Origin of the sequence: Exiguobacterium sp. s127 (assembly GCF_018618695.1) — a bacterium.
Classification (GTDB): Bacteria; Bacillota; Bacilli; order Exiguobacteriales; family Exiguobacteriaceae; genus Exiguobacterium_A; species Exiguobacterium_A oxidotolerans.
Genome location: NZ_JACSMO010000002.1, coordinates 197,155 through 209,075, shown reverse-complemented (window position 1 = coordinate 209,075; position 11,921 = coordinate 197,155). Strand labels below are relative to the sequence as shown.

The 11,921-nt window shown below is 44.3% G+C and carries 15 protein-coding genes; 2 read left to right on the top strand and 13 right to left on the bottom strand.

Annotated elements, in window-relative coordinates; genetic code table 11:
- Positions 1–12 precede the first annotated feature (12 nt).
- Genes KNP98_RS04110 through KNP98_RS04100 form a run of 3 tightly spaced genes read right to left on the bottom strand, consistent with a single transcriptional unit; the run spans position 13 to position 2,258 of the window.
- A complete protein-coding gene (locus KNP98_RS04110; protein WP_251132126.1) occupies positions 13–951 on the bottom strand; it encodes a type II secretion system F family protein in 939 nt (312 codons plus the stop codon).
- Between the two features lie 17 nt (positions 952–968).
- The gene (locus KNP98_RS04105) at positions 969–1,814 is read right to left on the bottom strand and encodes an ATPase, T2SS/T4P/T4SS family (RefSeq protein ID WP_239456848.1); all 846 of its coding nucleotides are present in this window, start codon (positions 1,812–1,814) and stop codon (positions 969–971) included.
- A 57-nt stretch (positions 1,815–1,871) separates the two neighbouring features.
- Positions 1,872–2,258 (bottom strand): Spx/MgsR family RNA polymerase-binding regulatory protein, encoded by a 387-nt coding sequence (locus KNP98_RS04100; protein WP_029332995.1) that lies wholly within the window; start codon positions 2,256–2,258, stop codon positions 1,872–1,874.
- A 225-nt stretch (positions 2,259–2,483) separates the two neighbouring features.
- On the opposite strand from KNP98_RS04100, the gene KNP98_RS04095 reads away from it, so the two are divergent.
- The gene (locus tag KNP98_RS04095) at positions 2,484–2,747 is read left to right on the top strand and encodes a DUF2626 family protein (protein ID WP_012369782.1); all 264 of its coding nucleotides are present in this window, start codon (positions 2,484–2,486) and stop codon (positions 2,745–2,747) included.
- Between the two features lie 53 nt (positions 2,748–2,800).
- Here the strand turns inward: KNP98_RS04095 and KNP98_RS04090 are convergent, their stop codons facing one another.
- Positions 2,801–3,418, bottom strand: coding sequence for an MBL fold metallo-hydrolase (locus KNP98_RS04090; RefSeq protein ID WP_088836596.1), 618 nt, complete (start codon positions 3,416–3,418; stop codon positions 2,801–2,803).
- A gap of 167 nt (positions 3,419–3,585) precedes the next feature.
- On the opposite strand from KNP98_RS04090, the gene KNP98_RS04085 reads away from it, so the two are divergent.
- Positions 3,586–3,765, top strand: coding sequence for a DUF2759 domain-containing protein (locus KNP98_RS04085; RefSeq protein ID WP_029332993.1), 180 nt, complete (start codon positions 3,586–3,588; stop codon positions 3,763–3,765).
- A gap of 155 nt (positions 3,766–3,920) precedes the next feature.
- On the opposite strand, the gene KNP98_RS04080 is transcribed toward KNP98_RS04085, so the two are convergent.
- From KNP98_RS04080 to rpmG, 9 genes are all read right to left on the bottom strand, one after another.
- Entirely contained in the window at positions 3,921–5,846 is a 1,926-nt protein-coding gene (locus tag KNP98_RS04080; RefSeq protein ID WP_034801229.1) for an LTA synthase family protein, read from the bottom strand.
- Positions 5,847–6,062: 216 nt separating this feature from the next.
- Positions 6,063–7,019, bottom strand: coding sequence for an ROK family glucokinase (locus tag KNP98_RS04075; RefSeq protein ID WP_214769935.1), 957 nt, complete (start codon positions 7,017–7,019; stop codon positions 6,063–6,065).
- 84 nt (positions 7,020–7,103) lie between these two features.
- Positions 7,104–7,301, bottom strand: a complete 198-nt coding sequence (locus KNP98_RS04070) for a YqgQ family protein (RefSeq protein WP_029332990.1) — start codon at positions 7,299–7,301, stop codon at positions 7,104–7,106.
- Complete coding sequence (locus KNP98_RS04065; protein WP_214810736.1) at positions 7,285–8,322, bottom strand: M42 family metallopeptidase; 1,038 nt, start codon at positions 8,320–8,322, stop codon at positions 7,285–7,287. Before KNP98_RS04065 ends, KNP98_RS04070 begins: the two co-directional genes overlap by 17 nt.
- A gap of 203 nt (positions 8,323–8,525) precedes the next feature.
- Entirely contained in the window at positions 8,526–9,035 is a 510-nt protein-coding gene (locus KNP98_RS04060) for a GNAT family N-acetyltransferase (RefSeq protein WP_088836593.1), read from the bottom strand.
- Between the two features lie 199 nt (positions 9,036–9,234).
- A complete protein-coding gene (locus tag KNP98_RS04055) occupies positions 9,235–10,188 on the bottom strand; it encodes an L-lactate dehydrogenase (protein WP_214810734.1) in 954 nt (317 codons plus the stop codon).
- A 163-nt stretch (positions 10,189–10,351) separates the two neighbouring features.
- Complete coding sequence (locus tag KNP98_RS04050; protein ID WP_214765397.1) at positions 10,352–11,134, bottom strand: DUF92 domain-containing protein; 783 nt, start codon at positions 11,132–11,134, stop codon at positions 10,352–10,354.
- Positions 11,125–11,673, bottom strand: coding sequence for a 5-formyltetrahydrofolate cyclo-ligase (locus KNP98_RS04045; RefSeq protein WP_214810731.1), 549 nt, complete (start codon positions 11,671–11,673; stop codon positions 11,125–11,127). The genes KNP98_RS04050 and KNP98_RS04045 overlap by 10 nt, the downstream gene beginning before the upstream one ends.
- A gap of 58 nt (positions 11,674–11,731) precedes the next feature.
- The gene (gene rpmG, locus KNP98_RS04040; RefSeq protein WP_012369771.1) at positions 11,732–11,881 is read right to left on the bottom strand and encodes a 50S ribosomal protein L33; all 150 of its coding nucleotides are present in this window, start codon (positions 11,879–11,881) and stop codon (positions 11,732–11,734) included.
- Positions 11,882–11,921: the final 40 nt, after the last annotated feature.

The following is an 11,921-nucleotide window of genomic DNA, read 5'->3' as shown; positions in this document are numbered from 1 at the left end:
CTCCTTCTTTCTTCAAAATGGAAGTTGTTGAATCGCCAGTTGGATCGGGTAGTACAAAATAAAAAATAAGCTGCCTGTCATGATCGTCAAGCCTCCATACAAGACCGGTTCAATCAACAGCAGTTTTTTCTCTAACTCTTCTTCAATCGATTCATGCAACAAACTGGCTTGTGCTAGCAATAATGGACCTAGGTCACCACTTTCTCGAGCAAGGTGAACGAGCCCAACGGTTTCAACATCAATGATTTGTTCTTGTAAGATGGCTTCAGATAACGAGGTGCCCGCTTGTTGATGTTGGTGAAGCATCGCGTACATTTGTTGTTTCTTTCCCGTCTGTCCCTGTTCAAGCGAGCGGAAAGCCTCTTCTAACGAGAAACCTGCGTCAATAAAGGAACCAATCTCAATCGTAAACAAGTAACTGTAATACAACTGAAGGAGTTTCTGAATGATTTTAAACTGTAATAGCCGTTTGACCGGAATCAGACGAAAGGTGAGAAGGAGGATTGAAAGTAACAGAATCGGAGTCGCTGCAAGGACGTACTTGGCTGAAGGGTGTAAAATTAAGACTAAAAAGCGCGGAAGACTTTCTGGACTCGACATCTCGAGTAGGGAAGGAAACACGTAGAGGGCATAAAACATGAAAAGTAACATCAAGCTTGAGGCGAGGACAAGTGGATACCGCGCCATTTTCCAAAATTTCTTTTTCATTTGATTTTCTAACTCCAGCAAGCGAATGACCTGTTGTAAAATCATCAAGGGGCGTTCCGTTTGATCACCCACCTGAAGCAGACGCTGGAGCGAAGGGGACAAGGCGAGTGGTTCTAATGCGATGGATAACGGATTTCCGCTCTCTAACCGACGTTTGATTTCTTCAATGACCGGCAGAAGGATCGGCTCTTCGAATCGTTGTAAGATTTCTAACGTTTCTTTCGTCGAAATGCCTTTTGACAATAGTCGATGAAATCGGTTTAAAAAGCGACATTTGCTGTTCGTGTTAAGTTTTCTACTGTACAGTGGACATCCCCCTCCTCCCGGTAAAGATGAATGATTTTTTTACAGACCGCTAACTCCTCCCCTGAAATCCCTAGCGATTTTAAGCGTAACAACACTTCATTGACTGTTCCGGCATGTAAAGTAAATACGACGACGTGCCCACTAAGAGCAGCATTGATCGAGAGTCGTGCCGCTTCAGCAGTTCGAACTTCCCCAAAAGCAATCCAGTCCGGGTCTGCCCGAAGAATTTCCTCAAAACAACGTGTCGCGTCAAAACCGGCCTTTTCATTTAACTCAAGCTGTAAGACACCAGGCACCGTACATTCGACGGGGTCCTCGACAGAGATGATCCGCTTGCCTTCCATCGATGCCATCAAGGAATAGAGCATCGTCGTCTTACCTGCCCCCGTCGTCCCAGAAATGATGATACAACCGTGACTTTGTTGTTGAAGCCATTCTAAATCCTCAATCGGATTGAGAAGCGTCGATGCAATCTCACTCGAGACAACCGCCCGGTAGAAGCGCCATGACATCGCGTCCCCGTGACGACTTGGTAAAATCGAGACCCGCATCCCGCTTTGGTCAACCGGATAGACACCACTTTGCGGAATCCGTTCATTTTGTTCTTTCAAGTTGGATTCATAGCGAATATGACTAACGATTGAACTGTATTGACTAAAAGGGATTGCTTCTTGTTCCTTTAATCCGTCGGCCGTCCTACAAATGACACGCGCCATCTGTTCATCTGGAACAAAATGCACATCGGTGACACCACCTTTTGCAAATCGCTGAATCAATTGACTGACAAGTTCTCTCAACATGACACCTCCTTACTTAAAAAAGTACAAAAAAAAAGAAGCCCGAACAACTCGGCTTCTTTAAGATACTTGGGCGATTAAGCGTGCTTTGCGCTTCGCTAGTGTTTCAAGACCTGGTTTATCATACCCGATTACGAGTTGTTTGCCATCAGTAATGATTGGACGACGTAACAGTTTCGGATTATCACTCATCAATCGGAGTAGTTCGCTTAATTTCATATCCTCTACATCAATCCCAAGATCTTTGAAAGCTTGGCTGCGTGTTGCGAGTAAACTTTCGATGCCGTCTGTCGATAATTTCAACAATTCCATCAATTCGTCCACTGTCGGAGCATTTCTGAACAGATGGCGTTCTTCTACATCAACATGTTCCTCTTTTAACCATGATTTCGTTTTACGACAAGATGTACAGCTCGGATACGTGAAAAATATCAACTCATTTGCCATTGTTGCTCCTCCTCTCAAAATATGCGCTTCTCATTACAGAAACTATACCACGGTTTTTTTACTTTGTACACCTTTTGTACAACTATTGTACAACTTTTTATTAAACTTCATCTTTTGTTCACAGTTATTCCTTAACAAACACTAGAACATGATGGACGGATGATTGTTTGCTTGGTAAAATAAGTACGTATATTGACTATCTGTCGGATTTAGGGGGTTATATGAATGGGGAGAATGTACCGCGTACTCGGATTTTGGACTGGAATCATTGCAGTCATGGCATTTATCGGCGCACTCGGCGGCGACGCGAGCTCAAGTGAGCATACGGATTCATTTTTAGTTATGGGCTTTGTCTTCTTGGCACAAACTGTCTTCTTTGCAGCATTAGGCTATCTTCGCCTAACTGAAAAAACGTATGTCTACATCTTTGCAGCTTACTTAACAGTATTCTTTATCGTCTTCACGTATTGGTCCAACTTCCAGATGTAAAATAAAAAAACGCCTTCTCTTCAATCGAAGAGAAGGCGTTTTTTTACACGTAATCAAAAGAACGGGTTGTTCTTAACTTCTTGACGCAATGTTGTCGTCGGACCATGTCCAGGGTAAAACGTCGTGTCATGCGGCAACTCAGCGATGATTCGATCAATCGAGCGCATCAACGTGTCTTGGTCGCCACCATGTAAGTCCGTCCGCCCAACACTCTGCTTAAACAACAAATCGCCGGCAAAGGCAACCCGTTCATTTTTGAAGTAGAACGTAACGCTACCAGGCGAATGCCCAGGCGTCTCGAGAACATGCATGTTAAAACTACCGATTGAGAGTGGTCCAGGCTCTAACCGATGCTCAGCCGGTTTGACTTTGACCGGCGGCACACCAAACTTCGACGATCCATTTAAATCGGGATTCGCCAACCATTTTGCTTCTTTTTGATGAAGATAGACTGGAGCCGATGTGAATCGTCTCAACATGTCAACGCCACCGATGTGATCAAAATGAGCGTGTGTTAAGAGGATTGCTTCGACTTGCGCGTTCCGCTGCTCGATTTCGTCAAAGAAACGCATATCTTCCGTTCCCGGATCAATGACGAGACATTTCCCATCTCGAAAAAGAAGGTATCCGTTTTCCGAGGCGATACCTGAAGTAATACTTACGATTTCCATATGATCAGACTCCTTTTAAACATCATTCTTTTCTACTATACACGAAATTGTCGAAACTTCCCTCTTCCCCCTCTCGACTTTAGGCGGATAGTCAGCTAAACTAAAAAGTGAGATTTAAGTGAAATCTTCGTGAACTTCATAACGTGATTTTTAAGGGGGAGTACGTCATGCATTTGGATCAACCAATCGGTTGGCTTTTCTTCATCGTAGCACTCGTCGGTGTTTGGGCCGTCGTCCGTTCACTTAAGAAACGCCAAATGTTTCCACTCGTATTTGCTGGACTGACTGTTGTACTATTCGGCTGGTTCGGTATTGCGACGCTGATTTTCGGTGGAATCCCATCGTAATCGTTGGATAAACATTAAAAAGGTGAGCTTTCTCGTCGAGAAGGCTCACCTTTTTTTGTCGTCATAAGTCTTGCGAAACGGATCGTACGAACAAAAGAAAGCCGAAATCCCTTAAGACGTAGAGGGATTTCGGCTATTTTAGTGTTTATCACGACTTATTTAGACTTTTGTAAGAAACGTAGCAAGTCACCGTAAATGACTTTGTCCGACAGACCGAGTTCTTTTTCAGACTGTTTGACTGCCTCTTTACAGATGGCTCCATTTTCTTCATCCGTCACTTCTTCACCTGTTTTCCGGTCATAACACGTTTCTTGTGTATAAACGGTTTTATCGGTGATGATAGACCCATCACGGAACAAGGCGTAATCTTTATGTTCTTTTGAGAACAAGTCTGTTCCGAATAAGACTTCATCCTTAAAGTCTTTTCCTAATAGGTGGAGCAACGTTGGTTTCATGTCGATTTGACTCGCCACTTCTTCGTGCTTCACACCTTTAGTTTGTCCTGGTAAGTGAATGACGAACGGAACACGTTGCAACTGAGCGACGTCATATGCCGTCAACTCATCTTTTTCGAGGAGTTCCGCCATCGCCGCGTTATGGTTCGTCGAGATTCCGTAATGGTCACCATACAACATGAAGATTGTATCGTCCCATGTACCATCCTCTTTCAGACCATCGATGAACTTACCGAGTGCCATGTCTTGGTATGCGAGGGCTTGGACATAATGATTCAATGTCGTCGAGCTCGTCTCAAGCGGTGGGACAAGTTCATCTTCCGGTTTCGGCATTTCGAACGGATAGTGGTTCGTCAATGTGATGAACTTCGAATAAAACGGACGTGGAAGATCTTTCAACATTGGTAACGACTGTTCAAAGAACTTGTCGTCGAGTAAACCCCACTCCGTTAAATCATCCGGGTTACCGAGATCATAATCGGTCTCCGAGAAGAAACGATCGACACCAAAACTATTGTAGACGATGTCACGATTCCAGAATGATTTATTGTTCGCATGGAACACGGCAGAATAATAGCCGTCTTCTTTTAACATCTCTGGTGTTGCCCGGAATTCATTTTCCCCATTCGTAAAGAACGCAGAACCACGCCCAAGTGGATAGATTGAATTCTCTAAGATGAATTCAGCATCCGATGTCTTCCCTTGTCCCGTATTATGGTAGAAGTTATCCCATGAATGTGACTCTTTAATTAATTTGTTTAAGTTCGGTGTGATTTCTTGACCATTCGGCGCTTTCAGACCAACCGCAAATGATTGGGCCGATTCGAATGACATCACGATGACGTTTTTACCTTCGTACTTACCGAACATGACCGGGTTCGGCTCAGCATACTTCGACGCGACGAAGTTTTGAACTTCCGACAATTCAGAACTGTCCGCAAGAGCTTTTTGTGCTGATGTTTTTGATTGAATCAACGCGTCATACATATGGAAGTTAAACGTTCCGATATTTTTGACGAGTAGTTCGCGATCAAATGCCCGTGTCAATAGTTCCGGACGTTCCGTTTCAGCAAGTGCCAAGTTTCCAAGGAAGACAGCAGTTGCTGCGACGAACGCTAAAATCGCGCGTCCTCGTGACGCGACATTTTTAGACATGTCCATTTTCCGTAAGAAGAATGGAAGAATCAATAGATCGCCGACAATCAATAAGTCTGCCCATGTCAACAATGATGTAAGCGATGCTGAGACCGTCTCAGCATTTGATGTTTGGAACAAGACCGGTAACGTCAAGTAGTCATTGAAGAAGCGGAAGAAAATGATGTCCGCATAAAGAACGAGCGTCGCCAGGACGAGTATTCCGTAGATGAACCATTTTTGAACGTTACCACGGAAGAAGAAACTAAATCCAAACATGAAGAGCGCCGAACTGATTGGATTAATCAGTAAGATGAATGCTTGTGCTGAATTCGTAATCGGAACATCGAAAAACAGCGTGTATGCTACATACGTTTTTAACCAAATTAACAATGTCGCAATCCAAAAAAGTTTATGTTCTGTGTAGGTGCTTTTCACACCTTGGCCTACCTTTAGTCGCATGCGCGACCAAATGCCAGAGTCTTGCTGCATAAAAACCTGCCTCCTAATATACGTGTGTTCTTGACCTGGAACTTTTACACGTCAATCCATATTCTATTTATACCCGTATCACGTGAAAATTTTACGCTTACTTTTACAAAAATGCAACCTGAACAAAGCAGATACTTAACAATCACATACTTTCCTTACGTTTGTAAACAAAAAAAAGATTCGCAAAAGCGAACCTTTTTCTGAAATTTAATGAAATCATTTTTTCAAGAACATTTGTTTCGCAAGCCATGCACAACCGATGACACCTGCGTCATTCTCAAGTTCAGCAATTTTGAAAGTCGTCGACTCAAACACACGCGGTAACGCGAAGCGTTCAAATTGTTTTTTGAGCGGTACCATCAAAGCATCCCCTGCTTTTGAAACCCCACCACCGATAACGATCATTTCCGGATTGATGCTGTTCGCGAGATTCGAGATTGCTAATCCGAGATGGAACGTCACTTCCTCGACGACTTCCGTCGCAACCCGGTCGCCTTTCGTATAGGCATCGAAGACATCCTTCGCCGTCACGGCTTGAATATCGTTCAGAACCGTTTCCTGTCCTTTTCGTTTTTCGAGCCCGAGACGTGCCACACCGGTCGCAGAGGCGATCGTTTCAAGACATCCTTTTCGTCCACAACCGCACAGGACGCCGCCTTCTGCTAACATCGTGATATGCCCGATTTCTCCTGCCATCCCGACTGTCCCGTGAACGATTTGACCGTTCGTAATCAATCCACCACCGACGCCTGTCCCGAGTGTCACAGCAAGTAACTCCGTCGCTCCACTACCGGCACCTTTCCACATCTCACCAATTGCCGCTGCATTCGCATCATTTTCAATAACAGCCGGTAAACCCGTCAATCGTTCAAATTCACCAATCAACTCAAAGTTATTCCAACCGATGTTTACGGCACGTTCGACGACACCGGTATTAAAGTCGATGAAGCCTGGTGCACCGATTCCGGCACCAACGAAGTCTTCCGGACGTTTATTACTTTCTTTACATTTCTCAAAAAAAGATGTCGCGATGTCGCCTGGAATCTGTTCCCCATCATTCAGGATAACCGTCTCGATCTCCCATTTTTCAACGATGATGCCTTGTAAATCAAGAATTGCCATCTTGACTGTCGTTCCACCAATATCAATCCCGAGTAACCATTTCATCTGCATAGCTCCCTTATTCGTAAATGATTTCATCTCTATTAGTTTAGCTGAACGGCAATCTTGTGCAAAGGGTTGCACAAGATTTTTTTCTTACGAATGTCGTGATTTTTTGAATTCATGTGCCAAAATCACCTTCGCTGAATCATATTGCTTTTTTTCTAACACACCGGCTTGCTCGAGCTCATCGAGTTCGAGCATCATCATTGCTATATCCGACTCGCGATCGCCTAAATAGACGATCGTCCCGTACGTTTTCAATAACTGCTGCACATCATAAAGTGTTTTCATCATTCATTTTCTCCTTCACGAACACATTCAGTAAATCATACGTCGCTTGAAGTGACGCTTCATGCGTCCGTTCATACGAGTGACTCGATTCGATTCCTGGACCAAGCAGTCCATGACGGACGTCGTGCCCCGCACTGACGGCTGCTGAAGCGTCAGAACTGTAATATGGATAGATATCGACCTTATACGGAATCGAATGGCTTTGGGCAAGACGTGTGAACTGATGACGTAATGCAAGATCATACGGTCCTGAACTATCTTTCGCACAGATTGATACCGTATATTCATCCGAGTGTTGTCCTTCTCCTAATGCGCCCATATCGACAGCGATGTATTCTGCGACGTCTTCAGAAAAACCGGCATTCCCACCAAATCCGACTTCTTCATAATTTGAAATCAGAATTTGCGTCGTATGCGGCAATGTCTCGTTTTTCCATTCCTTGATCAGTTCGAGCAACAGGGCGACGGATGCTTTATCGTCCAGATGACGTGATTTGACGAAGCCTGTTTCGGTATGAATAAATCGCGGATCGAACGTCACGATGTCACCGACTTCAATCCCTGCTACCCGTGTTTCCTCTGCTGTCGTTGACCGGATGTCGAGTCTCACTTCGATATTCGTCGCATTTCGCTCTTCCGTGTTCGTCACGCGTGACGTATGGACGCTTGAGTGATGGAACAAAATCGTTCCTGAAACGGTCTGTCCGTCCATTTTATGGACGAGACAATTTTCACCTTCGATTGCCGTCCACGCATAACCGCCAAGTTGTGATAACGTCAGTCGACCTGTCGGCAAAATTTCTTTGACCATCGCCCCGAGCGTATCGACGTGTGCTGTCAACAAACGAATCCGTGAAGACTGTCCGGGCAACGTAGCGAGCAATGCTCCCTTTTCTAACTTTTTATACGTAATTCCTTCTGCTTTAAATCGATTTTCTACATATGTAAGAGCATGCGCGGTAAATCCAGTCGGACTTGGGATTTCTACTAATTCACGAATCGTCTCAATCACAGCTTTCATCTTGTTCGCTCCTCGTTTGACGTCCTTTTTAAGGAAGGACGGCTTATTTTAATGAAATCGTTTTCTTCTTATGATACCAAATATCTCTCTCCAGTCGAAAAAGAATGCACAATCAAAAAAAGCGACCGCCTGCTATGAAAAAAAGCCATAGCAACAGTTGCGCTACGACTTTCATCCTTTAAATGACTTCTTAACTCTTTCATTTAGACGTATTTTTTCATCCAAATGTCATCTCGATACGTCCCATCCTCTAGTTTGACCGAATCAGGGTCTTCTGCATATACTTCGAAACCAAGTGATTCATAGAGTTTTTGAGCAGCTTCATTTCCTGACAAGACGGCTAGAATGACTTGTTCGACTTCCGGAATTTGTTTCGCCTCTTCAATCAAGGCCTCCATCAGGGCGCGCCCCGTGCCCCCACGATAATCCGGTGAGATATAGACACCAGAAATCATCGCCTTATGTGATTCCCGTGACAGTTCGTACGGTTTGACCTGACCAAATCCAAACAATGTATCTTCATCGAATATCCCGATCCAAACTTCATCCGACTCCGGATCTCCTTCTAGCCCCTCTTGAACTTCTTCGAGCGGCGTTTGTTGCTCATCGTCAAAAGAATGACCAAATGCATCCGGATGATTTTTTAGCCCTTCGAGGCGTAAGCGCCAATACTGTTCTGCATCTTCCTTTGTTAACGTTCGAAATGTATACATGACTATCGTTTCTCCCCTTTGTGAGTTTTCTAATGTTTCTTAAGACATGAAAAACTCTTCTATCCCTAACATAACCTTTTTCTAGTAAAATAAAACCTAGTTTTCAGATTTTTTATCGCGTCCTTTTTTCTAATCAAAAAATCGTACCCACTGAAACTCCGTTTGCCCGAGTTCAGTGGGTACGATTGACGCTTCCGATTTAACGTAAGACAGGTTCCATCGTTTGACGTAAAACTTCCGCCGAATGATGGAATTTTTTTAATTCCTCATCCGTCAGCGACACCTCGATGACTTCGCGCACACCTTGTCGGTTAATCACGGCAGGTACACCGATATGAATACAAGAAATCCCGTACTGTCCGTCAACGTGCGCTCCTACAGTCAACAAACAGTTCTCGTTCCCGAGAATCGCACGGACGATCCGAACGAGACCAAGTCCAATCGCATAGTATGTTGCACCTTTTCGTTCAATGATATGATAGGCTGCATCGCGTACATTGATATAGATTTGATCTAAATCTTTTTGAGAATAACGATCGTCTTCTGCAAGCAGTTCATCAATCGTTTTTCCATAGATTCTTGAGTTGCTCCAGGCAGCGAATTCCGTGTCGCCATGCTCACCTAAAATATAGGCGTGGGCGTTTCGTGAATCGATATTAAAGTATTCTCCTAACATTTGGCGCAAGCGTGCCGTATCGAGTACCGTTCCTGATCCGAAGACGCGTGACTTTGGTAAACCAGAATATTTCCATGCTAAATGTGCCATGATGTCAACGGGATTTGATGCAACGACGATGATGCCGTCAAATCCTGATTCCATGATTTGGCGCATCATTTCTTTCATGATTAAAGCATTTTTCGCAACGAGGTCAAGTCGTGTCTCACCCGGTTTTTGTGGTGCACCGGCCGTGATCACGATGACTTCGGCATCTTTACAATCCCCGTAATCCCCTGCCCATATTCGCATCGGCGAAGAACTGAATGGCGTCCCGTGATTTAAATCCATCGCTTCCCCTTCAGCTTTTGCTTTATTCACATCAATGATGACAAGTTCTTCACAAAGTCCAGCTGTCGTCATTTGATACGCAAAACTTGATCCTACTGCCCCCGCACCAATTAACGCAACGCGTGTAACTTTAGCATGTAATTCCATCCGATATGTCCACCCTTCCAAACAAATTAAAAGTTTGTTAACTATCTCACAATTAGATTGTAACATCTTTCACAAACTATTAAAGACTGTGTAAACGGTCACATTTTGTCTAATTTGTGTCAACAATATCCTAACATAAGGAAGTCAGGTACTTCACCTTCCATTACCACAATCGATACAACATGAAACCAATCAGCCCCGCTAGCGTACTGGACAAATAATTAACGGCGTCATTCCCTAGCCACTTCCACCCTCGGACATATTGTGTCGTAGTACCATGATGGATTTTTTTCTCGGTTTCTTTGCCACAAATCTGACAACGATACTTTCGTTGAACGGTAGCGCCTAACACCGTATCGAGAATACTGCCAAGGACACCTCCGGCCGCGACGATCAACCATTGCTTTACGGACAAATCGAATAGAATGTCACCCGCTGTCGCGATAAATAATGCACCGATGATTGTCGCGAGTGTCCCGAGTAAAGATACCCCGCCGCTCGTTCCTCGTAAGACCGGTTTAAACGTCCGGATTGAAATCGGTTCTTTTTTAGAAAGCGGACCAATCTCGGATGCCCATGTATCTGCATTCGAAGCAGCAATGACAATCAAGAACACTAATAAAAAATCAAATTCATTTGTCAGTACAACGCCTATCGAAGCAAGCATAGCGGTTCCACCGTTGGCAAGTACTTGCCAACCATCTCGTGCACCATCCTTCTCGACGATTTGATCGACGGACTGCTTGCGTGCCTTACCGAGTTTGGATAACAGGCTAGAGCTACCGAAGAATAACAGTAACAGGACTAATCCTTCATAATCGAGCGCATAGACGACCGTGCTGCCGACAAGTATCGTCAACAATGCACCGCTTTTCGTTAATAATCCAAATTGATAGCCAGCATATCCGAGAGCTAAGCAGATGAATAGAAGAACAGTTAATGACATTGAATGACCTCATCTTCAGTGACAATTGTATCAACCGGGCGATCAAATGATTCTACTTCGAATCGTTCCACGACTTGAACGGCAAATGCAATCGAAAGCGTCGGACCTGAAAAATCAATCAACGCACGATCATAAAACCCACCACCCCATCCTAAGCGATAGCCATTACGCATATAGGCACGACCCGGTACGATACAAAGATCAATCGTCGGCAATGCAATTTCAAAAGCAGTTGCATCCGGTTCAAAAATCCCCATCGAATTCTCAATCAGTCGACTGCTTGACGAATGTTCAAAAAATCTCATTTCTTGACCGATGACCTTCGGAATGACGACACGTTTTCCATCCGCCCATGCTTGTTGAATGACTCGATCCGTTGAACATTCGTTTCGAAACGAGAGGGTCACCGCAATTGATGTCGCACTCATCCATTCTGGCAATACAAATAACTGCTCTGCAATTCGTCGTTCCCGCTCCTGCCGGTTTTCCAACTCGTTCAGTCGCTCACCGATTACCCGTCGCGCTGCTTTTTTATTCATATAGTATTCCCCCATTCACAAAAAAAGCCATCACACAAGGTGACGGCTTCCATCTCAATTATTTTACTTCACGGTGAAGTGTGTGCTTACGGAGACGTGGGTTGTATTTCTTCAACTCAAGACGCTCTGGGTTGTTACGCTTGTTCTTTTTAGTGATATAAGTACGGTCACCAGTTTCAGTGCAAGCCAAAGTAATTTTAACGCGCATGGGATTCCCTCCTATCTAGCTCTCAATGTATCAAGTGTTT

What these genes read in the sequence shown, in the direction of transcription:
- KNP98_RS04105 (WP_239456848.1), bottom strand. Translation starts at nt 1,814, where the DNA reads ATGTTGAGAGAACTTGTCAGTCAATTGATTCAGCGATTTGCAAAAGGT.
- KNP98_RS04100 (WP_029332995.1), bottom strand. Translation starts at nt 2,258, where the DNA reads ATGGCAAATGAGTTGATATTTTTCACGTATCCGAGCTGTACATCTTGT.
- KNP98_RS04095 (WP_012369782.1), top strand. Translation starts at nt 2,484, where the DNA reads ATGGGGAGAATGTACCGCGTACTCGGATTTTGGACTGGAATCATTGCA.
- KNP98_RS04090 (WP_088836596.1), bottom strand. Translation starts at nt 3,418, where the DNA reads ATGGAAATCGTAAGTATTACTTCAGGTATCGCCTCGGAAAACGGATAC.
- KNP98_RS04085 (WP_029332993.1), top strand. Translation starts at nt 3,586, where the DNA reads ATGCATTTGGATCAACCAATCGGTTGGCTTTTCTTCATCGTAGCACTC.
- KNP98_RS04080 (WP_034801229.1), bottom strand. Translation starts at nt 5,846, where the DNA reads ATGCAGCAAGACTCTGGCATTTGGTCGCGCATGCGACTAAAGGTAGGC.
- KNP98_RS04075 (WP_214769935.1), bottom strand. Translation starts at nt 7,019, where the DNA reads ATGCAGATGAAATGGTTACTCGGGATTGATATTGGTGGAACGACAGTC.
- KNP98_RS04070 (WP_029332990.1), bottom strand. Translation starts at nt 7,301, where the DNA reads ATGAAAACACTTTATGATGTGCAGCAGTTATTGAAAACGTACGGGACG.
- KNP98_RS04065 (WP_214810736.1), bottom strand. Translation starts at nt 8,322, where the DNA reads ATGAAAGCTGTGATTGAGACGATTCGTGAATTAGTAGAAATCCCAAGT.
- KNP98_RS04060 (WP_088836593.1), bottom strand. Translation starts at nt 9,035, where the DNA reads ATGTATACATTTCGAACGTTAACAAAGGAAGATGCAGAACAGTATTGG.
- KNP98_RS04055 (WP_214810734.1), bottom strand. Translation starts at nt 10,188, where the DNA reads ATGGAATTACATGCTAAAGTTACACGCGTTGCGTTAATTGGTGCGGGG.
- KNP98_RS04050 (WP_214765397.1), bottom strand. Translation starts at nt 11,134, where the DNA reads ATGTCATTAACTGTTCTTCTATTCATCTGCTTAGCTCTCGGATATGCT.
- KNP98_RS04045 (WP_214810731.1), bottom strand. Translation starts at nt 11,673, where the DNA reads ATGAATAAAAAAGCAGCGCGACGGGTAATCGGTGAGCGACTGAACGAG.
- rpmG (WP_012369771.1), bottom strand. Translation starts at nt 11,881, where the DNA reads ATGCGCGTTAAAATTACTTTGGCTTGCACTGAAACTGGTGACCGTACT.